This is a genomic window from Pseudomonas sp. DG56-2, assembly GCF_004803755.1.
In the GTDB taxonomy this organism is placed as follows: domain Bacteria; phylum Pseudomonadota; class Gammaproteobacteria; order Pseudomonadales; family Pseudomonadaceae; genus Aquipseudomonas; species Aquipseudomonas auratipiscis.
On record NZ_CP032311.1, the window covers coordinates 3,284,506 to 3,309,732 of the forward strand.

Genomic DNA, 25,227 nt, shown 5'->3' on the forward strand with positions numbered 1-25,227 from the left:
GATTGGCGCCAGTCATCAAACTGAAACCAGACACACCGCGGCCTTGGCCCTCTTGAGTCGACAGGCACTACAGCGCCAGCTGACGCAGCAATGCAAAGGCTTGCTTCATCTGGTCCTCACTGACCACGAACGCCCGCAGTTGCCCGTCCATGTCCAGCCCCCGGGCAACCAGCCCCTGCGACTCCAGGCTGATCTGCCATTGCAGGTCCTTGCGACTGGTTTCTCCGGCCAGGTGCAGGGGCATTTCCGGAGTCTTGACCTTGACCAGCATTGCCGGAAACTTCACGTTTTCATTGCCGCCCAGTACGTTGCGCGCCAGGGCCATCGCGCTCAACTGGATGGGCTGCAGGAACGGCAGCAGCTTGCCCTGGATCTGCGCGCAATCACCAACGGCAAAGATGTGCGGGTCCGAGGTACACATCCGCTCATCCACTTCAATGCCACGGTCTACCCATAAACCCGCCTGTGCGGCGATCGTGGTGTCGGGTTTCAGGCCAATCGAGGCAATAATCACATCGGTGGTGATTCGCCGACCGTTGGACAAGGTCGCCAGCAGGCCGTCGTTGGTTTTTTCGATGGACTCCAGCCCCTGGTTGAACAGCATTTCCACACCCATCTGACACAGCCGGTGCTGCAGGCGGCTGCTGACTTCGACAGGCAGCAACGACGCCAGCAGGCTGTGGCACTTGTCCAGCAGAATGACCTGCTTGCCGGCGCGATTGGCATCCATGGCCAGCTCGGTACCAATCAGGCCGGCGCCGAGAATCAATACACGCTGCGCCTCTCTCAGGGCCTCCTGTGCGCGCCGGTACTCCTGCTGGCTGTTGAGCGTCACCATCCACTCGCGTCCGGGGATCGGCGGCACGATGGCCTGCGCCCCGGTAGCAAGAATGAGCTTGTCATAGGCAAAGCTTTCGTTGCCGGCAACGATACGCTTGTTTTCACGATCGATTGCTGTGAGCTGACAGTGCGAATTCAATGTCAGCCGATACATTTCGGCAAAATCTCCGGCAGACTGGCGCGTCATGTCGTCGGCGCTCTGCTTGAGGCTGATGACGTGACTGAGGTCGGGCTTGTTGTACTCATCGCAGGTGTCTGCGGCGATCAATCGAATCGGTACATCGCTGTCGAGCTTGCGCAGGTTCTTGACCACCTGGCGCGCCGCAAAACCGGAACCGACGATGACAATATCCTTGTTCATTTTGCCTCCGACGGCAGTTCGTCAAACACCGATTTCCCTAGCGAACATTCCGGGCAGAGGAAGCTGTCAGGTACATCGCACCAGGCAGTACCCGGTTGCACATCCTGCATGGGCTCGCCAATTGCCGGGTCGTAGATCCACTGGCAGACACTGCATTGCATGCGCGGACCGTTATCGACCTGCGCTTGCACCTCGCACACTTCAGCATCCGCAAGCGGTGCTTGTTGTGCGTTGGTCAAGGGCTGCAGCGCCCATTGGCGCGCTACCTCACGGCCGTGCGCACGGCAAACTTCCAGAGCGTCGCTGTCGGGCCGCCACTTGGCCTTGAGCGCCAGCGTGGTTTCAAAGCCGGCATCCATCAAGCGGGTCTGAATACGATCGACCGCGCCGCCGTTCCAGCCGAAACTGCCAAACGCGGAAGCCTTTTTGTTGCGAAAGCGCAAGCCAGTGATCTCTTCGAGCATGGCGGCAACTTTCGGCATCATCACGTTGTTCATGGTCGAGGAACCGACCAGAACACCTTTTGAGCGAAACACGTTGGTCAGAATCTCATTCTTGTCGTGGCGCGCGACGTTGTAGATTTTCACTGCCACACCGGGATCGACTTCGTGAATGCCCTGGGCAATGGCGTCGGCCATCATCCGCGTGTTGTTGGACATAGTGTCGTAGAACAGCGTGATGCGGTCCTCCTGGTAGTCCGCTGCCCATTCCAGGTAACGGTGGACAATCTGCGTCGGGTTATCGCGCCACACCACGCCGTGGGCGGTGGCAATCATGTCAACCGGCAGGTTGAAACCGAGAATCTCGGTAATCTTCGGTGTCACCAGGCGACTGAAAGGCGTGAGGATGTTGGCGTAATAGCGTTGGCATTGCTCGAACAGTTCGATCTGGTCCACTTCATCGTTGAACAGATGTTCATCGCAGTAGTGCTGGCCAAAGGCATCGTTGCTGAACAGCACGGCATCGCCGGTGATGTAGGTCATCATGCTGTCTGGCCAGTGGAGCATCGGCGTTTCGACAAAAATCAGTTGTTTGCCGTTGCCGATATCCAGCGTGTCACCGGTATGGACGACGTGGAAGTTCCACTCGGGGTGATGGTGATGGCCATTGATCGACTCCACGCCATTGGCGGTGCAGTAGATCGGCGTGTTGGGGATTTGCGCCATCAGCTCAGTCAACGCCCCGGCATGGTCCTCTTCGGCATGGTTGATAACGATATAGTCGAGGGTGTCGAGGTCGATTTCGGCTGCCAGGTTCTTGATGAATTCGCGGCTGAACTTGTGATCGACCGTATCAATCAACACAGTCTTCTCTTCACGAATCAGGTAGCTGTTATAGCTGCTGCCTTTGAGGGTTTTGTATTCGGTGCCGTGAAAATCCCGCACTTCCCAATCGCGCTGACCAACCCAGTGAATATTGCTTTTGACGTGAATGGACATGTAGCCGCCTCGGATGTCGAATTGAAAGTTCTACACCGGAGATGGCAAGGTCCGTGCCAGATCGTATGTCATTGATTTTTATTGAAAATAAAAATAGCTATTGTCGATATGACTATTCAAGCTTACTGTCTTTATGACTAATCATTGTCGAAGTGACCAACATGAGTCTCTCGGTAGAATCCCTGGCGCGCATTGCCATTGAGTTGCAAAGCGGCATTTCTCATCAAGACCGATTCCAACGCCTGATCAACACCCTGCGCCAGTTGCTGGGGTGCGACGCCTCTGCCCTGTTGCGCTACGACCATCAACACTTCCGTCCTTTGGCCATCGATGGCCTGGCCCCGGATGTGCTCGGGCGACGATTCAGCCTTGATGCGCACCCGCGACTCGAAGCCATCGCCCGCGCGGGCGATGTGGTGCGCTTTCCGGCAGATAGCCATTTGCCAGATCCCTATGACGGACTGATCCCCAGCCAGCAAGCATTGAAAGTGCATGCCTGCATCGGCTTGCCGTTGTTCGCCGACCAGACGCTGATTGGCGCACTGACCATCGATGGCATGGACCCGGCGCAGTTCGATCACTTCAGCGACGAAGAATTGCGCCTGGTCGGCGCCCTCGCCTCCGCAGCGCTGAACAACGCCCTGCTGGTGGAGCAACTGGAAAACCAGGCCATTACCCCGCTGTCCATCAGCAATGTACCGGCGAGCAAACCGGGCACCGAAATCGTCGGACTCAGCGGGGTCATGCAGCAGCTCAAACGCGAGATCGAAATGGTTGCAGGCTCGGACCTGAACGTTTTGATCACGGGCGAAACCGGGGTCGGCAAGGAACTGGTGGCCAAGGCCATCCATGAAAGTTCATCACGCGCCAGCCAGCCTGTGGTTTACCTGAACTGCGCGGCACTGCCCGAATCGGTGGCCGAAAGTGAGTTGTTTGGCCATGTCAAAGGTGCCTTTACCGGTGCGATTCATCACCGCACCGGCAAGTTCGAAATGGCCGATAACGGCACGCTGTTCCTTGACGAAATTGGCGAGCTGTCGCTCAGCCTGCAGGCCAAGCTGTTGCGGGTTTTGCAATACGGCGACCTACAACGGGTCGGCGACGACACCGTCTTGCGGGTCAACGTGCGGGTACTTGCCGCGACCAATCGCGACTTGAAGCAGGAGGTAATGAACAACCGCTTTCGCGCCGACTTGTATCACCGCCTGAGCGTATTCCCGGTACATGTACCGCCGCTGCGCGAACGCGGTCAGGACATCACCTTGCTAGCGGGCTTTTTCTGCGAACAGAGCCGAGTACGCATGGGCTTGAAGCGGGTGGCGCTGGCGACAAACTGCCTGTCGCAGCTGATGCAATACACGTGGCCAGGCAACGTACGCGAACTGGAGCATGCGGTGTACCGGGCAACCATACTGGCCCGGGCGACCCAGCAAAGTGAAGCGCTGCAGCTCGAAGCCCAGCATTTCAATCTGCTAGGGGAACCGCTCGATACCCCGACGGCTGCCCAGCAGGCGCCTGTGCCCAACCTTGATCAAGGGCTGCGCGATGCAACCGACAATTTTCAGCGGCAACTGATCGAGAGCACACTTGAACGTTGCGCAAGCAATTGGTCTGCGTGCGCCCGCCTGTTGAATATCGATGTGGCCAACCTGCACCGTATGGCGAAACGCCTGGGGCTGAAATAGCGACCCTCCTCCCCGCCACTTACCGGTGTGAATCGCGCTCGATGAAGTCGATAGCGTGCTCTTCACCACAGAGGAAAATTCTCTCGCCCATGAGCAGTTCCAGGCCAATCGTGCCGTCGCGATGCGCAGGAAACACTGCGCCTAGCACGGTGAGCAACGCCCGCGGCACCTTGGCAACGCCACGACCGAATGCCCGAAGTGTTGACTCATATTTATTTACAATTGCCATGGCACGCACCCTCTCTCATTGGATTGTGGATACCTATCACTGCGCAAACGCCGTGCCATGAAAAAGCCTTTGTGAAACAGCGGCCCGCCACTCTAAACAGTAAAAAGAACCATAACCATTCAGGGTTTAAATCACCCCATCAGGGTGAAAATCACCTTCCTGCCTCTTGTATTGGAATTCTGGATCCATCTGTATTGGCGAACTGCTCGATTGGCGTCTAGCCTCTGCCCGTACGCTTTAGATGCATCCATAACTAGATCCTCAAGCACTAACCGTGAGTCAGCCATCGGTAACGTTGTTTTCAATGCAGTAGGGCGTCGTGTGCCCAGAAACACCTCCGGCTGATACAAAAGTGACGCGTTGAGTACCCAGAAGGGGCAGCGTAGCCATGGCCGAAAACCATTCAACTCGCGATCAACACCGCGCGCTTGGTCTCTCGACTTTAGCATTTACCCTGTGCTTTGCCGTTTGGACCCTATTCTCGATTCTCGGTTTGCAGATCAAGGATGAGTTCGGCCTCACCGATACCCAACTTGGTCTGCTGATGGCGACACCGGTACTGACCGGTTCGATCTCGCGCATTTTTCTCGGCCTGTGGACCGACCGCTACGGGGGACGCTGGGTCTTCGGCCTGCTGATGCTTGTCTCGGCCGTATGTGTTTACCTGCTGACCTTCGCCAACAGCTTTGCGATGCTGTTGCTGGCCGCACTCGGTGTGGGATTGGCCGGAGGCTCGTTCATCGTCGGCACCGCCTATACCGCGACCTGGTTCGAGCCGAGCCGTCAGGGCACTGCCTTGGGGATCTTTGGCGCCGGTAACGTCGGCGCCGGCCTGACCAACTTCGGCGCACCGCTGTTACTACTGGCGTTCGGCTGGCGCGGTGCGGCCCTGGTGTATGCCTCGGTGCTGGCGATCATGGGCATCCTCTTCGTGCTGCTGGCCAAGGACGACCCGCAGAGCAGCAGCCGTCGCGCGCAGCCCGTTGCGTTGGCCGAGCAACTGGCGCCACTGGCGGATTTGCGCGTCTGGCGCTTCTCGCTCTACTACTTCTTCGTTTTTGGCGCCTTCGTCGCCCTCGCCCTCTGGCTGCCGCACTACCTGATGGAGGTGTATGGCCTGGGAATGGTCGCGGCGGGTGTTGTCGCCGCGCTGTATACAGTGCCAGCGGCACTGTTCCGCATTCTCGGCGGTTGGCTGTCGGACCGTCACGGCGCAAGGAAGGTCATGTACTGGACACTGGGCGTGTCGGTGCTGTGCACCTTCCTGCTCAGCTACCCGCCCACGCGCTATATCGTCACTGGGGTGCGCGGTGAGCTGGAGTTCTCCATGCACATGGGCCTGACCGGCTTTGTCCTGGTAATCATTGTGCTCGGCGTGTTCATGTCCCTGGGCAAGGCGGCGGTGTTCAAGCACATTCCCACCTACTACCCGCAGCACGTCGGCGTGGTCGGTGGCCTGGTCGGCATGATTGGCGGCCTGGGCGGTTTTCTGCTGCCCCTGACCTTCGGCATGCTCAATGATGTGGTCGGCGTCTGGCAGAGTTGTTTCATGCTGCTGTTCCTGATCGCTGCCGGTGCTTTGGCCTGGATGCACTTCACCATCCGCATGGCCGAGCGCGTGGAATGGGCCAACCAGCGCCCCTCCAGCGACCTACCGGAACTCTCCACCCCCAGTGGCTTCGTGCTCTACGAATGGCATCCGGAAGACCCGACGTTCTGGGCGACCAAGGGCAAGCGCATCGCCACACGCAACCTGTGGATTTCCATTCCCAACCTGCTGCTGGGCTTTGCCATCTGGATGGTCTGGTCGGTGGTGGTCGCCAAACTGCCGCTGGCCGGCTTCAACTACAGCGCCAACCAGTTGTTCTGGCTGGCTGCCCTGCCCGGCCTTTCCGGCGCCACCTTACGCATTTTCTACAGTTTCATGGTGCCGATTTTCGGCGGTCGTCGTTGGACCGCAATGTCCACCGCCTCGTTACTGCTGCCGGCACTGTGGATCGGTTTCGCCGTGCAGAATCCGCAGACGCCTTACCTGGTAATGCTGATCCTTGCGCTGCTGTGCGGCCTGGGTGGCGGCAACTTCTCGTCGAGCATGGCCAACATCTCGTTTTTCTACCCCAAGCAGGCCAAGGGTGGCGCCATGGGTCTGAATGCCGGGCTCGGCAACCTGGGGGTCAGCGTCATGCAGTTCGTGGTGCCGCTGGTAATCACTGTGGCGGTGTTCGGCAGCCTCGGCGGTGAGCCACAGCAGCCTGCCGAAGGGCCGCCAATCTGGCTGCAGAACGCCGGCTTCATCTGGGTGCCGTTCATAATTGCGGCAGCGCTGGCCGCCTGGTTTGGCATGAACGACATTGCCAGCGCCAAGTCGTCGCTCAAAGACCAGATGGCCATTTTCAAACGCAAGCACACCTGGCTGATGAGCGTGCTGTACACCGGCACCTTCGGCAGCTTCATCGGTTTTTCTGCAGGCTTTCCGCTGCTGGCCGGGCACTTGTTCCCGCATATCGACGTGCTCAAGTTCGCCTTCCTCGGCCCGCTGATCGGTGCCCTGAGTCGCGCTTTCTCGGGTGGCCTGGCGGATCGCTTCGGCGGTGCGCGCATCAGTCTTTGGGTCTACGTGGCAATGGTCGCCTGTGTCGCCGGGGTGCTGTTCTTCATTGCCGGCAAGGATCAGCCAGGGGCCTTCTGGGGTTTCCTGACCATGTTCCTGCTGCTGTTCTTCTTCTCCGGGGTCGGCAACGCCAGCACCACCCAGATGATCCCGACGATTTTCCGCATCCAGACGCCCAGGCTGTTCCCCGATTTGCCGGCCGAGGAGCAGGCGCTGCAAAGCGAGAAAGAGTCCGCCGCAGCCGTGGGGTTCATCTCTGCGGTGGCTGCCTACGGCGGGTTTTTCATTCCGAAGTCGTTCGGTACTTCCTTCGACCTTACCGGCGGCGCACAAGCAGCGCTCTATGGGTTCATCGTGTTCTACGTGCTGTGCATCGTGCTGACCTGGCTCTACTACACCCGTCGCAATGCCGAGGTTCGCTGCTAGCGAATTGGCATATACGCCAAGGAGGATAGACATGAGTTACTTCATCGACCGCCTGCGTTATCTGGTCAATCGCCCCCCGGAATTTGCCAGTGGCCACGGTGAAACCCGCGACGAAAGCCGAGACTGGGAGGATGGTTACCGCCAGCGCTGGCAGTTCGACAAAATTGCGCGTTCGACCCACGGCGTGAACTGTACCGGCTCGTGCAGTTGGAAGGTCTATGTGAAGAATGGCCTGGTGACCTGGGAAACCCAGCAGACCGACTACCCGCGTACCCGCCCCGACCTGCCGAACCACGAACCACGTGGTTGCCCCCGCGGCGCGAGTTACTCCTGGTACCTGTACAGCGCCAACCGCCTCAAGTACCCGATGGTACGTAAGGCACTGATTCAGCTCTGGCGTGAAGCGCTCGCAGCCAACAGCGACCCGGTGCTGGCCTGGGCGAGCATCGTCGAAAACCCCGAGAAGGCCCGGCAGTACAAGTCGATCCGCGGTCGCGGCGGCTTCGTGCGCAGTGACTGGGATGAGCTGCAGACCCTGATCGGCGCAGCCAACGTCTACACCGTCAAGCAATATGGCCCTGACCGCGTTGCCGGTTTCTCGCCGATCCCGGCGATGTCGATGGTGTCCTATGCGGCCGGCACCCGTTACCTGTCACTTATCGGTGGCGTGTGCCTGTCGTTCTACGACTGGTATTGCGACCTGCCGCCCGCCTCACCGCAAGTCTGGGGCGAGCAGACCGACGTTCCCGAATCTGCCGATTGGTACAACTCCGGCTACATCATCGCCTGGGGTTCCAACGTTCCGCAGACCCGTACCCCGGATGCACACTTTTTCACCGAGGTGCGCTACAAGGGCACCAAAACCATCGCCATCACCCCCGACTACGCGGAAATTTCCAAGCTCTGCGATGAGTGGATGAGCGCCAAACAAGGCACCGATGCTGCCCTGGCGATTGCCATGGGCCATGTGATTTTCAAGGAGTTCCACCTCGACAAACCCAGCGCCTACTTCACCGATTACATCCGCCGCTACACCGATATGCCGATTCTGGTCGAGCTCGAGCCTCGCGAGGACGGCAGCCTGGTACCGGGCAAACAGCTGCGCGCCAGTGATTTTGCCGACAACATGGTCCAGGCCAACAACCCCGAGTGGAAGACCATCGCCTGGGACGAAAGCAGCGAGCGCCTGGTCGTGCCGCGCGGCTCCATCGGCTTTCGCTGGGGGGAGTCGGGACACTGGAACCTGGAGCAGGTAGATGCCGAGGGCACCGAGATCAACCTGTGCCTGTCGCTGCTGGGGCGCCATGACGAAGTGGCACGGGTGGCTTTCCCGTACTTTGGCGGTATCGAGCACAAGCACTTTCCCAACGTACCGCTGCGCGATGTGATCCATCACAACGTGCCGGCCAAACGCCTGCGCCTGGCTGACGGCCGCGAAATCCTGGCGATCACGGTGTTTGACCTGACCGCGGCCAACTACGGCATCGACCGGGGTCTGAGCGCCACGGTCGGCGGCAGTGGCGAAGACGACGGTGCCACGACCTATGACCAGATGCGCCCTTATACCCCAGCCTGGCAGGAAGCGATTACCGGGGTACCTGCTGCACAGATGATCCGCATCGCCCGCGAGTTCGCCGAGAACGCCGACAAGACCCATGGCCGCTCGATGATCATCGTCGGTGCCGGGATGAACCACTGGTACCACATGGACATGAACTACAGGGGGCTGATCAACATGCTCATTCTCTGTGGCTGCGTGGGTAAGAGCGGTGGCGGTTGGTCGCACTATGTCGGCCAGGAAAAACTCCGTCCGCAAACGGGCTGGACACCGTTGGCCTTCGCGCTCGACTGGCAGCGACCACCACGCCACATGAACAGCACCTCTTTCTTCTACAACCACTCCAGCCAGTGGCGCTACGAAAAGCTGGAGGTCAGCGAGCTGCTCTCCCCCTTGGCCCGCCCGCAGGACTTCAGCGGCAGCCTGGTGGACTTCAACGTACGCGCCGAGCGAATGGGTTGGTTGCCATCGGCGCCGCAACTGAACACCAACCCATTGCACCTGGCCGCCGCCGCCCAGGCCGCCGGGCAGAGCACGACCGACTACACCGTCGAGCAACTCAAGAGCGGCAAACTGCGCTTTGCCAGCGAAGACCCGGACAACCCGCAGAATCACCCGCGCAACCTGTTTGTCTGGCGCTCCAACCTGCTCGGCTCCTCCGGCAAGGGACATGAGTACATGCTCAAGTACTTGCTCGGCACCCGTCACGGTGTACTGGGCAAAGACCTGGGCGTCGCTGGCGGCCAGAAGCCTGAAGAAGTGCAATGGACTGACACGCCGATCGAAGGCAAGCTCGACCTGGTGGTGACCCTGGACTTTCGCATGTCCACCACCTGCCTGTATTCGGATGTGGTCCTGCCTACTGCCACCTGGTACGAGAAGGACGACCTCAACACCTCGGACATGCACCCCTTCATTCACCCCCTGACGGCCGCCACCGACCCTGCCTGGGAAGCGCGCAGCGACTGGCAGATCTACGACGGCATCGCCCAGGCCTTCGCCCGTGTCTGTGTCGGTCACCTGGGCGAGGAAACCGACCTGGTGACCCTGCCCTTGCAGCACGACAGCCCCGGCGAACTGGCGCAACCCCAAGTACGCGACTGGAAAAAAGGCGAGTGCGAGCCGATCCCCGGCAAGACCATGCCGTCACTCATCGAGGTCAAGCGCAACTACCCCGAGACCTACGAGCGTTTCAGCTCCATAGGTCCCCTGCTCGATGAAATCGGCAACGGCGGCAAGGGGATTGCCTGGAAAACCCAGGAAGAAGTCGACCTGCTCGGCAAACTCAACTACCGCAAGCATGAAGGCTCTGCCCAAGGCCGGCCGAAACTCGCCTCGGCGCTGGATGCCGCAGAGATGATCCTTGCCCTGGCACCCGAAACCAATGGCCAGGTAGCAGTCAAAGCCTGGGAGGCGCTGTCGAAGATCACCGGCCGCGACCACTCGCACCTGGCGCGCCCTAAGGAAGAAGAGAAGATTCGCTTTCGCGACCTGGTCGCGCAGCCACGCAAGATCATCTCGAGCCCCACCTGGTCGGGCCTTGAAGACGAGCATGTGAGTTACAACGCCTGTTACACCAACGTTCACGAGCTGATCCCCTGGCGCACCGTTACCGGGCGCCAGCAGTTCTACCAGGATCACCCGTGGATGCGCGCCTTCGGTGAGAGCCTGATGGTCTATCGCCCGCCCATCGACACAAAGGCCATTGCCAGTGTTGCCGTGCCAAACGACAACGGCAACCCGGAGATCGCCTTGAACTGGCTGACCCCGCACCAGAAGTGGGGCATCCACTCCACCTACAGCGACAACCTGCTGATGCAGTCGCTCTCTCGCGGCGGCCCGATTGTCTGGGTGTCCGAGACTGATGCGCAGGCCATTGGTGTTGTCGACAACGACTGGATCGAGCTTTACAACGCCAACGGTGCTATCGCTGCTCGTGCCGTGGTCAGCCAACGGGTACGACCGGGCATGGCAATGATGTACCACGCCCAGGAACGCATTCTCAATATTCCTGGCTCCGAGGTCTCCGGCACGCGCGGCGGTATTCACAACTCGGTCACCCGGGTCTGCCCCAAACCTACCCACATGATTGGGGGTTATGCGCAGCTGTCCTACGGTTTCAATTACTACGGGACGGTAGGTTCAAACCGCGACGAGTTCGTCATCGTGCGCAAGATGCGCAATGTCGACTGGCTGGACGGTGAAGGCAACGATTACCAGCAGGAGTCCGTGAAATGAAGATTCGCTCCCAGGTCGGCATGGTCCTGAACCTCGACAAGTGCATTGGTTGTCATACCTGCTCGGTCACCTGCAAAAACGTCTGGACCAGCCGTGAAGGTGTTGAATACGCCTGGTTCAACAACGTCGAGACCAAGCCAGGAATCGGCTATCCCAAGGAATGGGAGAACCAGAAAAAATGGAACGGTGGCTGGGTACGCAACGCCGACGGCTCGATCAACCCGCGCATCGGTGGCAAATGGCGGGTGCTGGCGAACATCTTCGCCAACCCCGACCTGCCGGAAATCGACGACTACTACGAACCCTTCACCTTTGATTACCAACACTTGCACAACGCCAAGCAGAGCGACCACCAGCCGGTGGCACGGCCACGCTCGCTGATCTCCGGCCAGCGCATGAAGAAGATTGAGTGGGGGCCCAACTGGGAAGAACTGCTGGGCACCGAATTCGCCAAGCGGCGCAAGGACGTCAACTTCGATCAGATCCAGGCCGACATCTACGGCCAGTTCGAAAACACCTTCATGATGTACCTGCCGCGCCTGTGCGAACACTGCCTGAACCCTGCGTGCGTAGCCGCCTGCCCCAGTGGCGCAATCTACAAGCGCGAAGAGGACGGCATTGTCCTCATCGACCAGGACAAGTGCCGTGGCTGGCGGATGTGCGTCAGCGGCTGTCCCTACAAGAAAATCTACTACAACTGGAAAAGCGGCAAGTCCGAGAAGTGCATCTTCTGCTATCCACGGATTGAAAGCGGCCAACCGACGGTATGCTCGGAAACCTGTGTGGGGCGCATTCGCTACCTTGGCGTGCTGCTCTACGACGCCGATCGCATCGAAGAAGTGGCGGCCTCGACCGACGACCGTGATCTGTACCACCGCCAATGCGAAATCTTCCTCGACCCGAACGATCCGCAAGTGATCGCACAGGCGAGAAAGGATGGCGTGCCCGACAATGTCATCGCTGCAGCGCAAGCGTCACCCGTCTATAAACTGGCTATCGACTGGCAACTGGCCCTACCGTTGCACCCTGAATACCGCACCCTGCCAATGGTCTGGTACGTACCACCGCTGTCCCCCATCCAGTCCGCCGCTGAAGCGGGCCATATCGAGTTCGACGGTGTCTTGCCCAAGATTGAGTCCTTGCGCATTCCCGTGCGCTACCTGGCCAACATGCTCACCGCTGGAGAAGAGGCGCCAGTGGTGCTGGCGCTCAAGCGTTTGATGGCAATGCGTGTGTACATGCGCGCCAAGCATGTCGACAACACCGTCAACACCGCCGTGCTCGACGAGGTTGGCCTGAGCCAGCACCAGGTCGAGGAAATGTACCGCTACCTGGCCATCGCCAACTACGAAGACCGCTTTGTCATCCCCACCGGCCACCGCGAGCAGATCCCCGACGTATTTGCCGAGCGCAGCGGCTGCGGCTTCACTTTTGGCGACGGCTGCAACGGCGGCAAAAGTGAAGTCAGCCTGTTTGGCGGACGCCGGCAGACCACCACCCTGGTCAAACCTGTGCAAACCTTCGACCCGCTGGAGGACAGCCGCCATGAATGAGGCCCCGGTGTTCAACAGTCAGGCCCAGGGTTTGCTGAGCTTGCGCGTGCTGGCCCGTCTGCTCGACTACCCCAGCGCCGAACTGCAAGCTGCCAGCGCCGAGATGACCGGCCTGATCGAGGCTGAATCGCGCTGGCCGGCATCCTTGCGCACGCAATTGGTGCAGTGGTGCCGGGAATTGGCGGCCAGTGAGCTGCTGGATATCGAGGAAGCCTACGTCGAGTTGTTCGATCGTGGCCGAGCCACCTCGCTGCTGCTGTTCGAGCACGTGCATGGTGAGTCGCGCGATCGCGGCCAGGCGATGGTCAACCTGCTGGCAGAGTACGAAGCGGCAGGTTTTCAGCTCGATGCCCGCGAACTGCCCGATCACCTGCCGCTGCTGCTGGAGTATTTGTCTACCCGTGACCATGGACAGATTGGTCAGTGGCTTGGCGAGATACAGCCGATCCTGGCGCTTCTCGGTGCACGCCTGGAGGAGCGCAACAGCCGCTACGCCCTGGTGCCCCGTGCACTGCTGACACTGATCGGTGCCAGCGACACGATCGACGAGCAGCGCCCGGTTGCCAGCGCCGAGCCTCTGGACAATACCCCGCAGGCGCTGGACGCGGTCTGGGAGGAAGAGGCAGTGCGCTTCGAGGCCCAGTCCGACCAGGACTGCAGCCTGCAATCCAGCGAAGGCCGACGCTTGGCCGAGCGCAAGTACGAAGCTATTCCCCAAGTCATTCAGGTCATGCCATCAGCAATGTCGGACCGTGGTTGAACGGAGGCTTATCATGTACGAAGACTACTTGCTTCATTTGCTATACGGCTTTTATCCCTACCTGGTCGGCACCGTGTTTTTGCTCGGCAGCCTGCTGCGCTACGACCACGGCCAGTACAGTTGGAAAACCGGCTCCAGCCAGATGCTTTCCACCAAGCATATGCGCCTGGCCAGCAACCTGTTCCACATTGGCATCCTGGCGATCTTCTTCGGCCATCTGATCGGTCTATTGACCCCGCACTGGGTTTACGCCCCGTTTCTGTCGGCTGGGCACAAGCAACTCATGGCGATCATTTTTGGCGGCGTTGCCGGAGTGCTGTGCGTCATCGGTGGTGCCATGCTGCTCTGGCGGCGACTGTTCAACCCGCGGGTTCGTGCATCATCCAGCGTGATGGACAACCTGATTATCGCCCTGCTCCTGCTGCAAGCCACGCTCGGGCTTATCACCGTGTTCTTTTCACTGGACCACCTCGATGGAGGCATGATGTTGAGGCTGGCCAACTGGGCACAGTCAATCGTGTTCTTCCACGGCGATGCGGCCAGTCACCTGATCGGCACACCGCTGATCTTCAAACTGCACATCTTCCTCGGCCTGACCATTATCTTGCTGTTTCCTTTCACCCGTCTGGTTCACGTGTGGAGTATTCCGCTGGGTTACCTTGGGCGTAATTACCAGATTGTCCGCCGCCGCGGCTAACAGGAGACTGACATGGACATGATTGCCGTCGAAAACCTGCCGCACAGTCCGGCAGCGGTGATTCGGGTTGGTGACACCCTGCTCAGCGAGGCCGATATCGCCCGCGAGACACCGTTTCACCCCTCCTCGTCACTGGCCGAAGCGCAACTCAAGGCCGCCCGCGCTCTGGTAGTGCGTGAGCTGCTCGGCCAGCGCGCCGCGATGCTCGGCCTGAAAATCGGTGCTGATGATGAGAGTGACCAGGCCGTGAGCGCTCTGCTGGAGCGTGAACTGGCGGTGCCGGAACCGGACGAAGCGGCGTGTCGTCGCTACTTCGCCACCCACCGCGAACGCTTCTGCGAGCCGACCCGGCTGCGCGTACGCCATATTCTGTTGCCAGCGGCCCCCGAGGATGCCCGTGCCCGCGACGCCCACTACCGGCTTGGCGAAACGCTGCTGGAGGAGTTGCGCGAGCACCCCGAGCGTTTCACCGAAATGGCCCAGCGCCATTCTGCCTGCCCCTCGAAGGACGAAGGCGGCGATCTGGGCTGGCTGACCTCGGGCCAGACCGTTGCCGAATTGGACCAGGCCCTGCAGCGCCTGCCAGCCGGCTTGCACGATCGCCCGCTGGCGTCGCGCTACGGCTGGCACCTGGTGAGCCTCGACGAGCGCCAGGAGCGCAAGCCCCTGCCCTTTGCCCAGGTAGCCGAGCGGGTGCGCCACAGTCTGCGCGAAGAGGCGACTCGCCAAGCCCTTCGTCAGTACCTGCTGGCGCTGGAGGCAGAGATCGGAGTGGACGGCTTTCACCTCGATGACGACCCTATCGAGGGGTCAGGTAACCGTCGCACCGAACTGTAGTAACCCAGGCGCTACGACGGATGGAGGCAACAACAAGCACACGTTTGCGTCAAAGTCGTGAATAATCGGGGCGCCCTCTACAACGGGGCGCTCCGCGGTGAAAGCGTTATACGTCGGAACGCGGAAAAAATCGGCTCGTACGCTTACAATTGAGCCATTTCCTGCACATCAGACAGGCCAGTCCGGCTATGGCACTCGACCCTCCCACGCTTTTAGTTCTCTCCATCGCACTCGCCGCTGCCGCCGCCCTGTATCTGGCGGTCGAATGGCTCAGCGTACGTGAACCCTCGCTGCTGTTCTGGAGCGCGGGGTTTGCCACGATCACCGTCGGTTCGACCCTTGCATTGCTGCGCATGAGCGGGCTGCTGTTGATCGGTATCTGGTTCGCCAACGGCCTGCTGGTTACCGCGCATTGGCTGTTTCTGATGGGCGTCGCACGTTTTACCGAGACGCGCCTGTCACGAGGCTGGTACCTGGTCTTCGTTGCCTGGTTGGCCCTACTGCTGTTGCCCAGCGAGCCGTGGTGGTCAAAGGTGATGCTGATGGCCAACTCGCTATTGGTGGCGCTGCTGGCGCTCAGGGCCAGTTCGCTGCTGCGCCCACACGGCAAATCACTGAGCGTCGGCGCGGTGCAACTGCGCTACGTGCTGCTGGTCCACGGCCTGTTCTATCTGGTCAAGGCCTTTACTCCGGTGGTGCCGGGCACGCTGATAAATCTGGCGGCCTTCCAGGGAGAAATCATCCAGATCTCGCTGGTCGAAGGTGCAATGGCGATCATGTTGATAGCACTGTCAATGACCGGCACCGAGCGTCATCGCCGAGAAGCACGCATAGCACGGTTGGCTGCGCGCGACCCATTGACCGCCCTGTACAACCGCCGGGCCCTGGAGGTGCGTGCGTCTCGCCTGCTGCAAGGCGTGTCGCCAACCCGGCCGGCGGCGCTGCTGTTGATCGATATCGACAACTTCAAAGGCGTCAACGATCTGCACGGTCATTCCGCCGGAGACCGGCTGCTGGTGGCCCTGAGCGAGATGATTCGTTCGCACCTGCCTGAAGGTGCGCTGGCGGCAAGACTAGGCGGTGACGAATTCGTGATTCTGCTGAGCAATACCTCAAAGCAGCGCATCGAAGAGCTGGGCAGCACCTTGCGAGAGCAGTTCCACAGCACCGCATCGCACGCCTTTGTAACCCCCTCTGCAGTGACCCTGAGCATTGGCGCGACCTTCTTCAACCAACCGCCAGCAAGCCTTGCGGCCCTGATCGAGCAAGGCGACGCCGCGCTTTACGAATCCAAGCGCGGCGGACGTGACAGCATTCGCCTGGTCGATCGCACCATTGTGAGTTCCGAGCCGCTGCCCCTGCCCACTCGTCAGTCTTCCTGAACCCGCCTAGCCGCTGTCGGTCGCTATTCAACAATGGCCTGTTTCCAGGCCGCTTGAATAGTAAGGAAGGCAGCGTGAGCGAGATCCGCATCGGCATATCCGGTTGGCGCTACAGCCCTTGGCGCAAGGACTTCTATCCCAAAGGGCTACGCCAAGCCGATGAACTGGCATTCGCCTCACGGGCGGTCAACAGTATCGAAATCAACGGCTCGTTCTACGCCCTGCAAACGCCGGAGCGCTATCGCCAGTGGCGTGAACAGACCCCTGACGACTTCGTGTTCTCGCTCAAGGCACCCCGTTACATTACCCATATGCGTCGCTTGAAAGAGGTCGAAGAGCCGCTGGCCAATTTCTTCGCCTCAGGTCCCCTGTTGTTGGGCGATAAACTCGGCCCCATCCTCTGGCAGTTTCCACCGAACATGAAGTTTGACGAACAACGCTTCGCCCACTTTCTCGACCTGCTACCCCGTGATCGTAAGGCCGCCAAAGCCTGCGCCCAACACTGCGCACAGCGACTCAGGGACAGTGGCGGCACCGACATCACTGGCAATGCAGCGTTGCGCTATGCCGTGGAAATTCGCCACGAGAGCTTTCTCTGCGACACATTCATCAAGCTCCTGCGCAAGCACAAAGTGGCATTGGTGGTCTCTGACAGCGCCGGAAAATGGCCATATGTGGAGGATCTGACCGCCGACTTCGTCTACCTGCGCCTGCACGGTGACGTCGAGCTCTACAGCAGCGGCTATACCGCCAGCGCCCTGCGCCGCTGGCGCTTGCGGATCCAGGCCTGGAGTCACGGCACGCAACCCGACGACGCCCGGCTGGCCACTGCCCTGGCCGCACCCAAGCGCGCAAAACGCGACATCTATTGCTATTTCGACAACGACCAAAAAGTTCATGCCCCGTACGACGCCCGGCGCTTGCTGGACAAACTCGGCCTGGATGGCGAACTGACTACCGAACCAGGGGTCCTGCCGGAGATGGCGGCACCGGGGCACCGGCACAATCCAAAGGAGAGCTACCATGCCACGCGGTGATAAAGACAAATATACCGACAAACAGAAGCGCAAGGCCGAGCACATCGAGGAAAGCTACGAAAACAAAGGTGTGTCCAAGGATGAGGCCGAGGCCCGCGCGTGGGCCACGGTCAACAAGCAGTCGGGCGGCGGTGAACGTAAGGGCGGCTCTGGACAAACCAAAAGTGCCAAAGCCAAGGCCAAGTCGCGAAAGTCCTCAGCGCAGCGTGCCGTCGCCACCAAGCACGGCGTGCCCCGGCCGGAGCAACACCTGGAAGACATGACCAAGGCCGAGCTGATGGACCGGGCCCGTAAGCAGAACATCGCGGGGCGCTCGACCATGCGCAAGGGCGAGTTGGTTAAGGCACTGTCATAGCGTTGGGTTTTGCGCTTTGCTCATTGGCTCTCGGGCTTGGGTGGCATAGCCGGGCTGTCGGGCGCCGGTGGGCTGCTCGGCTCGTCGGGCTTTTGCATCTGCAGGGATGGCTTGCTCTGGTCGGCATCCTTGGCCGGATGGTCGGGATCGCGGTCGAAACAGCCACCGAGCAGGGTCAGGCTGGCGAACAGACATAGCAATGGGGTGATACGCATGAGCTGTGCTCCTGATGATTTCGGAAATGTACGGCGCGGGACCGTACATAAGGTCGGAGTACGGCAAAAACCCGGGATTCACTCCACCGCGTAAAACCCTGACCAACGGTGGCTAAAGCTTACGGCCACTTGATCACCTGGGTCAGCACCACAGGCTGGCTCTCCTATGCTCATAGTTCACCTTCAGCGCGGTATGCATCCACCACATCAATGAGGAGCAACGAACATGGCATTCGTCACCACCCAAGATGGCGTTGAGATATTTTATAAAGACTGGGGCCCCCGCGACGCCCAGGTAATTTTCTTCCATCACGGCTGGCCCCTGAGTAGCGATGACTGGGACACCCAGATGCTGTTCTTCCTGGCACAGGGCTATCGCGTCATCGCCCACGACCGGCGCGGTCATGGGCGCTCCAGCCAGGTCTGGGACGGCCATGACATGGATCATTATGCCGACGACGTTGCTGCGGTGGTCGATCACTTGGGCGTACGCGGCGCGGCGCACGTCGGGCATTCCACCGGCGGTGGCGAAGTGGTGCACTACCTCGCCCGCCACGGCCAGGACCGCGCCAGCAAGGCGGCGATTCTCGGTGCGGTACCGCCATTGATGGTACAGACCGCGAGCAACCCGGGTGGCTTGCCCAAATCGGTGTTCGATGACCTGCAGGCACAACTTGCCGCCAACCGTGCGCAGTTTTACTACCACATTCCTGCCGGCCCTTTTTATGGCTACAACCGACCGGGCGCGGCGCCGTCGCAAGGCGTGATCTGGAACTGGTGGCGCCAGGGCATGATGGGCTGCGCCAAGGCCCACTATGACGGCATCGTGGCGTTTTCGCAGACCGACTTCAGTGAAGATCTGAGAAGTCTCAGTCTGCCGGTGCTGGTGATGCATGGCGATGACGATCAGATTGTGCCTTACGAAAACTCGGCGGTGCTGTCGGCCAAGCTGCTTGGCAACAGCACATTGAAAACTTACAAGGGCTATCCCCACGGCATGCCGACCACCCATGCCGAAACCATCAATGCTGATTTGCTCGCGTTTTTACGGAGTTGATGGTTGGAGATCGCTGGGCAATTCGGGGCACATATCTGCGACGCTTTGTCGAGGGGGGCCCGAATTGCTGTGAGCATATCCGTTTGATGTGGTGGCACCACTGGCTGGTTTCGCCCTTACGGCGACCCGCTTTTGTCGGGGCAAAAGTGGGCAAAACCCCCTGTCCCTGCATCCGGCCCTGCGCTGCGCTCCGGGTTCCCTCATTCCACCCTTGCTCCCGCGGGGACCGCGCCGAAGGGCCGTCCTGGCCCTGCGGCGCTCGCCGGCCATCCATGGCCGTCGCCCCACTACGCAAGGGTTACATTCGGCCTGCTGAAGGGACGATTGGTGGTGTCTGTACGATTTGTGTAAGGAGAAGCACAGCAACAGCGACAGCAACAGCGAGGTGCTGGTGTTCAGCTTTTGATGTTGATCTGGCTCTTCGTACATCGTCAGCCCAGACACCCTGGATCGTCCCTTCAGTAGGCTGAGTGTAGGCATTGCGTAGTCGGGTGCAGGCCATGGATGGCCTGCGAGCACCGTAGGGCCAGGACGGCCCTTCGGTGCGGTCCCGACGGGAGCAATGCCGGAGCGAAGGGACCCGGAGCGCAGCGTAGGGCCGGATGCAGGGACACACGGTTTTGATTCCTTTTGCCAAGACAAAAGGGATGCGCCGTAAGGGCGCAAAGGTGACTCCAAACCGCCCATGCCAATGGATCAGCGTCTGGCTGTATGCGTCACTGACTACGCATCGGGCCTGTTAGCGGGTGAGCACCGAAAATGTGGCTCGAGTGGCGATGGGCATATCCGTTTGATGCAGTGGCACCACTGGCTGGTTTCGCCTTTACGGCGACCCACTTTTGTCGGGGCAAAAGTGGGCAAAACCCCCTGTCCCTGCATCCGGCCCTACGCTGCGCTTCGGGTTCCCTCATTCCACCCTTGCTCCCGTGGGGACCGCGCCGAAGGGCCGTCCTGGCCCTGCGGCGCTCGCCGGCCATCCATGGCCGTCGCCCCACTACGCAAGGGTTCCATTCGGCCTACTGAAGGGACGATTTGTGGCGTCTGCACGATTTGGGTAGGGAGAAGCACAGCAACAGCAACAGCGCTGCGCTGGTGTTCAGATTTTGATGTTGATCTGGCGCTTCGTACATCGTCAGCCCAGACACCTTGGATCGTCCCTTCAGTAGGCTGAGTGTAGGTATTGCGTAGTCGGGTGCAGGCCATGGATGGCCTGCGAGCACCGTAGGGCTTACTGGCCCCGCTCAGCCAGAAACTTGCCGACCACAGCCACTACCACCTCAGGCGCCTCCCGATGCGGAACATGATGGCAACCATCGAGAATCAAACTTTCACTCGGCCCTTTGGACAGCGTGGCGATATGCTCTGGATGCTTCGCAGAACCGTACTCATCATGCTCACCGTGAAGTACCAGGGTTGGGCAGTGTATTTCGTCGATTGCGCTCTCGATCTTCCACTCGCTGAATGCCGGTGCCAACCAGGTTTTGGTCCAGGCGCCCAACACCCAGGGCGCTTTGTCGGCGTGGTATTTTTCCAAGCGTGCCATATGCGCCGGGTTTTCGAACTGTGCTTCAGCCTCACGTATGCCCTGCAGCGTGCGATCTTCAACAAACGCCTGCGCCGCGATGGTAATCAACGCCATGCACTGTTGCGGATACATCGAGGCACAGGCTGCCGCCATGCCGCCGCCGACGCTGTGCCCAAGCGCCACAAATCGGTCGAGCTGCAACGCCGCTTTAACGCAGGCAAAGAAGCGCTCGGCCTCATCGCGGATAAACTCAAGAGGTAGCGTGCCTGGATACATATCGGACTGCCCAAAACCGAGTCGGTCATAGGCAATCACCTCACGGCCGGTTGCCTGGCTCAGCAGTTGGGGAAAGTCGCGCCACAGGGCGATGCAACCCAACGAGTCATGGAAAAGCACGACAGGTGGCTCCGGCGGGCGCTGTACTTCACCTGCTGGAAACCAGCGACAGCAGAACAGCCGCCCTTGTGGGGTATCGATCCAGAGCGATTCGGTACTGATAGACGAAGACATGCAAGACCTCGGTGGACCATTCAATTCGCAAAAAGTCAGAGTAACAGCCGTAAACAGGGTACTACGATAGCTCGCTAACGATTTCTTTCCGCCACCCTCCAGAGGAGCGCGCCATGGACAGATTTACCGGTGGTTGCCTGTGCGGCACCGTACGTATCGTTGCTTCGGGCCGCCCTAACCGGGTTGGCCTGTGTCATTGCCTGGACTGTCGCAAGCACCACGGCGCGCTGTTTTATGCGTCGGCAGTGTTTCCCCAGGACGCCGTGCACATCGAGGGTGAAACTCGCGACTACGCAGGACGCTTTTTCTGCCCCCGTTGCGGCTCCTCGGTTTTCGCCCGCAGCGCCGACGAAGTGGAAGTGCACCTGGGCGCACTGGACGCCCCGGACCAGTTCACGCCCACGTATGAAAGCTGGGTGGTACGTCGTGAATCCTGGCTGCCAGCGTTTAACCTCAGTCGTCACTACACGCACGACCGTGATCCCGCTCGGCGCCACGAATAGTGCCAGGTCCCAAGCGTGGGCCCTGTGGTACTTGCACAGGGCCCGTTACAACGGCAGCGTTCAAACACCGGCCGGGTCAACCTTGGCGGGGTCTATCTGCAGCTCGTGCAGTGCCCTGGCCACTCGTTCGCGCTCAATCACGCCGTCATCTGCCAAGGCCTTGAGCGCCGCCAGCACAATGAATTGCCGGTCGACCTCGAAATGCCGACGCAAGGCTTCGCGGGTGTCGGACTGACCGAAGCCATCGGTGCCCAACGCCACGAAGCGGCGATCTGCCAGCCAGGGACGGATCTGGTCGGCGTGGATTTTCATGTAGTCAGTTGCCACCACCACAGGGCCTGGGTGGCCGTCGAGCACCTGTCGAAGGTACGGCACCTTTGCCTCTGCGAGCGGATTGAGAAGATTCCAGCGCTCGACCGCCTGCGCCTCACGCCGCACTTCAGTGAGGCTGGTGGCGCTCCAGACTTCGCTGCTGACCGCGTAATCCCGCTCAAGTATTTCGGCGGCGGCCAGCACCTCAGGCAGGATTGCGCCACTACCCATGAGCTGGACATGGCAGTCACCGCGTACCTCACGCTCCACGGGCAAGCGATACAGGCCTTTAAGAATGCCCGCCTGCGCGCCCTCGGGAAGATCCGGGTGCGGATAGTTCTCGTTAAGCACGGTGATGTAGTAGTACACATCCTCTTGCTCGACGTACATGCGCTGCATCCCACGATGCACGATCACCGCCAATTCGTAGGCGTAGGTAGGATCATAGGAAACGCAGCACGGAACAGTCGCCGACATCACGTGGCTATGCCCATCATCGTGCTGCAGCCCCTCTCCCATCAGCGTCGTGCGACCTGAAGTAGCGCCCAGAAGAAAGCCTCGCGCCCGCGCGTCACCGGCAGCCCAGAGTAGATCGCCAACACGCTGGAAGCCGAACATCGAGTAAAAAATATAGAACGGGATAGTCATCACGCCATGATTGGCGTACGACGTGCTGGCAGCTATCCAGGACGATGTAGCCCCGGATTCGTTCAGGCCTTCCTGCATGATCTGGCCGTCGACACTCTCTTTGTAGTACGACAGCGTACCGGCGTCCTGCGGGGTATAGAGCTGGCCGACATGGGAGTGGATACCCACCTGGCGAAACAGGCCTTCCATACCGAACGTGCGGGATTCGTCTGGCACGATAGGGACAATCTGCCGGCCGATGTTGGCATCCTTGAGCAAGGTGGCGAGGATCCGCACAAACGCCATGGTCGTGGAGATCGCTCGGTCGCCGGTGCTCTTGAGCTGCGCCTCCAGTATTGACAGCGGCGGAATCGGCAACGGTTCGACCTTGGCGTGGCGGGCAGGCACATGGCCTCCCAGGCTGTCGCGGCGCAATCTCAGATAACGCGCTTCGGCGCTGTCCGGGTCGGGTCGCAGGTACGGCATGTCTGCCAATTGCTCATCGCTGAGCTCAAGGCCGAACCGGTCGCGAAACGCTTTCACCGCGTCGGCGCCTATCTTCTTGAGCTGATGATTGATGTTCTGCCCTTCGCCCGCCTCACCCAGACCGAACCCCTTGACGGTTTTGGCCAGGATAACTGTCGGCCGCCCACTGTGACGGACTGCAGCGGCGTAGGCGTTGTAGACCTTGAGCGGATCATGTCCCCCGCGCGACAGCTTCCAGATCTGCTCGTCGCTCAGGTCGCTTACGAGCTCGAGCAACTGCGAATACTTGCCGAAGAAATGCTCGCGCACATACGCGCCATTCTGCGATTTGTAATTCTGGTATTCGCCATCGACGCATTCCATCATGCGCTGGCGCAACAAGCCACTCTTGTCCTTGTCCAGCAGCGCGTCCCAGCCTGAGCCCCAGACAACCTTGATGACATTCCAACCCGCTGCACGGTACAGGCTTTCAAATTCCTGAATGACTTTGCTGTTGCCGCGCACCGGACCATCGAGGCGCTGCAGGTTGCAGTTCACCACGAAGATAATGTTGTCGAGCTTTTCCCGCCCTGCCAAGGCTATCGCGGCCTGAGACTCAGGTTGATCCATTTCGCCGTCACCCAGAAACGCCCAGACTTTACGGCCCTGGTATTCCTTGAGATTACGGTTTTCCAGGTAGCGCATGAATCGCGCCTGGTACGCCGCGGTAATCGGGCCCAGCCCCATCGAAACGGTAGGAAACTGCCAGAAGTCGGGCATCAGCCGTGGATGTGGGTACGAGGAAACCCCATCGCGGTCAGTTTCGCGCCGAAAGTTGTCCAGTTGCTGCTCGGTCAAACGCCCTTCGGTGAATGCCCGGCCGTAGATACCGGGGGCCGAATGCCCCTGAATGTAGACCAGGTCACCTGCGAAGCTGTCGGTACGACCACGGAAAAAGTGGTCAAAACCAACGTCGTACAGCACCGCCGCCGACGCATATGAAGCGATATGGCCGCCGACACCGGAATGCTTGCCGGCACGCAATACCATCGCCAGCGCGTTCCAGCGAATGTAGGCGTTGAGCCGCTTCTCCAGGACCAGATCGCCCGGGTAAGGCACCTCCCGTTCTGGGGCGATGGTGTTCACATAAGGGGTGGTGACCCGACCGTGGAAATCACCGTGCAGCGATACGTCGAAGTCCAGCAACTGATCAATCAGAAAGTGCGCCCGGGGTCGCCCTACCTCCTCGACCACTGAGGCGATCGAGTCGATCCATTCACGGGTTTCCTGCGGGTCCGGGTCGAGAAGTGGATTGCGCTGTGCCATGGGTGAAGCTCCTTGAGATGGGATAGCCGGTCAACGCCTCGACCGGACGATCGTTGCACTTGCAATTGAATCTAGCGCCAAGCGCCTTATAATTGCAACTGCAATTACAATCCCGTTACTGGAGCACTGCATGCCCTCATCGTCGCCGGATCTCTGGTTCAATTTTGTTCGTGCGCATCGCTGCCTGATTCGTGAGATCGAACACCGGTTGGCTGAAGCCAAGCTGCCGCCCTACGCGTGGTACGACGCGCTTTGGGGCATCGAAAGCGGCCAGGATGGCACCCGCCGGATGCACGAACTGGCGCAAGTGATGGCGATCGAGCGCTACAACCTCACGCGCCTGGTGGACCGCCTGGAAAAAGAAGCGCTCGTGGTGCGTGAAAAGGCCAAGGACGATGGCCGCGGCGCAATTGCCCGCATCACCGATAGGGGACGAGACTTGCGCAAGCGCATGTGGGAGGTCTACGAGGCAGCAGTGGAGGAGCTTTTCCTGGTTGAATTTGACGACGATCAGCAACGCATTTTTGCCACGGCGCTGGCGCAGACCACCCGTAATGCCCGCTCGAATCAGCGCTAAACTTATCGAAAAGCAAGGGCGAACGCCGATAGCCGCACTCTTCTTGGCTGATAGTGAAAATCTTTTGTACGAACCCGGGGCGAACAGCAGATGGTGTAGACA

At 60.1% G+C, this 25,227-nt stretch carries 19 protein-coding genes; 13 read left to right on the forward strand and 6 right to left on the reverse strand.

The window, feature by feature from the left end; genetic code table 11:
- Positions 1–67: 67 nt before the first annotated feature.
- Both norW and norV read right to left on the reverse strand, forming a co-directional pair.
- Complete coding sequence (gene norW, locus D3Z90_RS14690) at positions 68–1,201, reverse strand: NADH:flavorubredoxin reductase NorW (protein WP_136476748.1); 1,134 nt, start codon at positions 1,199–1,201, stop codon at positions 68–70.
- Positions 1,198–2,640 (reverse strand): anaerobic nitric oxide reductase flavorubredoxin, encoded by a 1,443-nt coding sequence (norV, locus tag D3Z90_RS14695; protein ID WP_136476749.1) that lies wholly within the window; start codon positions 2,638–2,640, stop codon positions 1,198–1,200. The genes norW and norV overlap by 4 nt, the downstream gene beginning before the upstream one ends.
- Before the next feature lie 161 nt (positions 2,641–2,801).
- On the opposite strand from norV, the gene norR reads away from it, so the two are divergent.
- Complete coding sequence (norR, locus tag D3Z90_RS14700; protein WP_136476750.1) at positions 2,802–4,325, forward strand: nitric oxide reductase transcriptional regulator NorR; 1,524 nt, start codon at positions 2,802–2,804, stop codon at positions 4,323–4,325.
- Positions 4,326–4,344: 19 nt separating this feature from the next.
- Here norR and D3Z90_RS14705 read toward each other — a convergent pair whose 3' ends face one another.
- On the reverse strand, positions 4,345–4,554 hold the full coding sequence (locus D3Z90_RS14705; RefSeq protein WP_136476751.1) for a hypothetical protein: 210 nt from the start codon (positions 4,552–4,554) through the stop codon (positions 4,345–4,347).
- A gap of 388 nt (positions 4,555–4,942) precedes the next feature.
- Between D3Z90_RS14705 and D3Z90_RS14710 the strand changes: the two genes are divergently transcribed.
- From D3Z90_RS14710 to D3Z90_RS14750, 9 genes are all read left to right on the forward strand, one after another.
- Positions 4,943–7,591, forward strand: coding sequence for an MFS transporter (locus tag D3Z90_RS14710; RefSeq protein ID WP_136476752.1), 2,649 nt, complete (start codon positions 4,943–4,945; stop codon positions 7,589–7,591).
- Positions 7,592–7,622: 31 nt separating this feature from the next.
- Entirely contained in the window at positions 7,623–11,387 is a 3,765-nt protein-coding gene (locus D3Z90_RS14715; protein WP_136476753.1) for a nitrate reductase subunit alpha, read from the forward strand.
- Positions 11,384–12,940, forward strand: a complete 1,557-nt coding sequence (narH, locus tag D3Z90_RS14720; protein ID WP_136476754.1) for a nitrate reductase subunit beta — start codon at positions 11,384–11,386, stop codon at positions 12,938–12,940. Before D3Z90_RS14715 ends, narH begins: the two co-directional genes overlap by 4 nt.
- Positions 12,933–13,700 (forward strand): nitrate reductase molybdenum cofactor assembly chaperone, encoded by a 768-nt coding sequence (gene narJ / locus D3Z90_RS14725; RefSeq protein ID WP_136476755.1) that lies wholly within the window; start codon positions 12,933–12,935, stop codon positions 13,698–13,700. The genes narH and narJ overlap by 8 nt, the downstream gene beginning before the upstream one ends.
- 13 nt (positions 13,701–13,713) lie before the next feature.
- On the forward strand, positions 13,714–14,397 hold the full coding sequence (gene narI / locus D3Z90_RS14730; RefSeq protein ID WP_136476756.1) for a respiratory nitrate reductase subunit gamma: 684 nt from the start codon (positions 13,714–13,716) through the stop codon (positions 14,395–14,397).
- Between the two features lie 12 nt (positions 14,398–14,409).
- Positions 14,410–15,234: a peptidylprolyl isomerase gene (locus tag D3Z90_RS14735; protein WP_136476757.1), complete on the forward strand. Its 825-nt coding sequence runs from the start codon at positions 14,410–14,412 to the stop codon at positions 15,232–15,234.
- A 188-nt stretch (positions 15,235–15,422) separates the two neighbouring features.
- On the forward strand, positions 15,423–16,616 hold the full coding sequence (locus D3Z90_RS14740; protein ID WP_136476758.1) for a GGDEF domain-containing protein: 1,194 nt from the start codon (positions 15,423–15,425) through the stop codon (positions 16,614–16,616).
- A gap of 74 nt (positions 16,617–16,690) precedes the next feature.
- Complete coding sequence (locus tag D3Z90_RS14745; RefSeq protein WP_136476759.1) at positions 16,691–17,653, forward strand: DUF72 domain-containing protein; 963 nt, start codon at positions 16,691–16,693, stop codon at positions 17,651–17,653.
- Positions 17,640–18,008, forward strand: a complete 369-nt coding sequence (locus D3Z90_RS14750) for a Rho termination factor N-terminal domain-containing protein (RefSeq protein WP_136476760.1) — start codon at positions 17,640–17,642, stop codon at positions 18,006–18,008. Before D3Z90_RS14745 ends, D3Z90_RS14750 begins: the two co-directional genes overlap by 14 nt.
- A gap of 20 nt (positions 18,009–18,028) precedes the next feature.
- On the opposite strand, the gene D3Z90_RS14755 is transcribed toward D3Z90_RS14750, so the two are convergent.
- Complete coding sequence (locus D3Z90_RS14755; RefSeq protein ID WP_136476761.1) at positions 18,029–18,223, reverse strand: hypothetical protein; 195 nt, start codon at positions 18,221–18,223, stop codon at positions 18,029–18,031.
- A gap of 226 nt (positions 18,224–18,449) precedes the next feature.
- On the opposite strand from D3Z90_RS14755, the gene D3Z90_RS14760 reads away from it, so the two are divergent.
- Positions 18,450–19,280 carry an alpha/beta fold hydrolase gene (locus D3Z90_RS14760; protein ID WP_136476762.1) on the forward strand — a complete coding sequence of 277 codons (831 nt, stop codon included), beginning with the start codon at positions 18,450–18,452 and terminating at the stop codon, positions 19,278–19,280.
- Between the two features lie 1,228 nt (positions 19,281–20,508).
- Here D3Z90_RS14760 and D3Z90_RS14765 read toward each other — a convergent pair.
- Positions 20,509–21,315, reverse strand: a complete 807-nt coding sequence (locus tag D3Z90_RS14765; protein ID WP_136476763.1) for an alpha/beta fold hydrolase — start codon at positions 21,313–21,315, stop codon at positions 20,509–20,511.
- A gap of 113 nt (positions 21,316–21,428) precedes the next feature.
- Between D3Z90_RS14765 and D3Z90_RS14770 the strand changes: the two genes are divergently transcribed.
- Positions 21,429–21,818 carry a GFA family protein gene (locus D3Z90_RS14770; protein ID WP_136476764.1) on the forward strand — a complete coding sequence of 130 codons (390 nt, stop codon included), beginning with the start codon at positions 21,429–21,431 and terminating at the stop codon, positions 21,816–21,818.
- Positions 21,819–21,878: 60 nt separating this feature from the next.
- Here D3Z90_RS14770 and aceE read toward each other — a convergent pair whose 3' ends face one another.
- A complete protein-coding gene (aceE, locus tag D3Z90_RS14775) occupies positions 21,879–24,548 on the reverse strand; it encodes a pyruvate dehydrogenase (acetyl-transferring), homodimeric type (protein ID WP_136476765.1) in 2,670 nt (889 codons plus the stop codon).
- Positions 24,549–24,678: 130 nt separating this feature from the next.
- On the opposite strand from aceE, the gene D3Z90_RS14780 reads away from it, so the two are divergent.
- Positions 24,679–25,125: a MarR family winged helix-turn-helix transcriptional regulator gene (locus tag D3Z90_RS14780; protein WP_136476766.1), complete on the forward strand. Its 447-nt coding sequence runs from the start codon at positions 24,679–24,681 to the stop codon at positions 25,123–25,125.
- Positions 25,126–25,227 lie beyond the last annotated feature (102 nt).

What these genes read in the sequence shown, in the direction of transcription:
- norW (WP_136476748.1), bottom strand. Translation starts at nt 1,201, where the DNA reads ATGAACAAGGATATTGTCATCGTCGGTTCCGGTTTTGCGGCGCGCCAG.
- norV (WP_136476749.1), bottom strand. Translation starts at nt 2,640, where the DNA reads ATGTCCATTCACGTCAAAAGCAATATTCACTGGGTTGGTCAGCGCGAT.
- norR (WP_136476750.1), top strand. Translation starts at nt 2,802, where the DNA reads ATGAGTCTCTCGGTAGAATCCCTGGCGCGCATTGCCATTGAGTTGCAA.
- D3Z90_RS14705 (WP_136476751.1), bottom strand. Translation starts at nt 4,554, where the DNA reads ATGGCAATTGTAAATAAATATGAGTCAACACTTCGGGCATTCGGTCGT.
- D3Z90_RS14710 (WP_136476752.1), top strand. Translation starts at nt 4,943, where the DNA reads ATGGCCGAAAACCATTCAACTCGCGATCAACACCGCGCGCTTGGTCTC.
- D3Z90_RS14715 (WP_136476753.1), top strand. Translation starts at nt 7,623, where the DNA reads ATGAGTTACTTCATCGACCGCCTGCGTTATCTGGTCAATCGCCCCCCG.
- narH (WP_136476754.1), top strand. Translation starts at nt 11,384, where the DNA reads ATGAAGATTCGCTCCCAGGTCGGCATGGTCCTGAACCTCGACAAGTGC.
- narJ (WP_136476755.1), top strand. Translation starts at nt 12,933, where the DNA reads ATGAATGAGGCCCCGGTGTTCAACAGTCAGGCCCAGGGTTTGCTGAGC.
- narI (WP_136476756.1), top strand. Translation starts at nt 13,714, where the DNA reads ATGTACGAAGACTACTTGCTTCATTTGCTATACGGCTTTTATCCCTAC.
- D3Z90_RS14735 (WP_136476757.1), top strand. Translation starts at nt 14,410, where the DNA reads ATGGACATGATTGCCGTCGAAAACCTGCCGCACAGTCCGGCAGCGGTG.
- D3Z90_RS14740 (WP_136476758.1), top strand. Translation starts at nt 15,423, where the DNA reads ATGGCACTCGACCCTCCCACGCTTTTAGTTCTCTCCATCGCACTCGCC.
- D3Z90_RS14750 (WP_136476760.1), top strand. Translation starts at nt 17,640, where the DNA reads ATGCCACGCGGTGATAAAGACAAATATACCGACAAACAGAAGCGCAAG.
- D3Z90_RS14755 (WP_136476761.1), bottom strand. Translation starts at nt 18,223, where the DNA reads ATGCGTATCACCCCATTGCTATGTCTGTTCGCCAGCCTGACCCTGCTC.
- D3Z90_RS14760 (WP_136476762.1), top strand. Translation starts at nt 18,450, where the DNA reads ATGGCATTCGTCACCACCCAAGATGGCGTTGAGATATTTTATAAAGAC.
- D3Z90_RS14765 (WP_136476763.1), bottom strand. Translation starts at nt 21,315, where the DNA reads ATGTCTTCGTCTATCAGTACCGAATCGCTCTGGATCGATACCCCACAA.
- D3Z90_RS14770 (WP_136476764.1), top strand. Translation starts at nt 21,429, where the DNA reads ATGGACAGATTTACCGGTGGTTGCCTGTGCGGCACCGTACGTATCGTT.
- aceE (WP_136476765.1), bottom strand. Translation starts at nt 24,548, where the DNA reads ATGGCACAGCGCAATCCACTTCTCGACCCGGACCCGCAGGAAACCCGT.
- D3Z90_RS14780 (WP_136476766.1), top strand. Translation starts at nt 24,679, where the DNA reads ATGCCCTCATCGTCGCCGGATCTCTGGTTCAATTTTGTTCGTGCGCAT.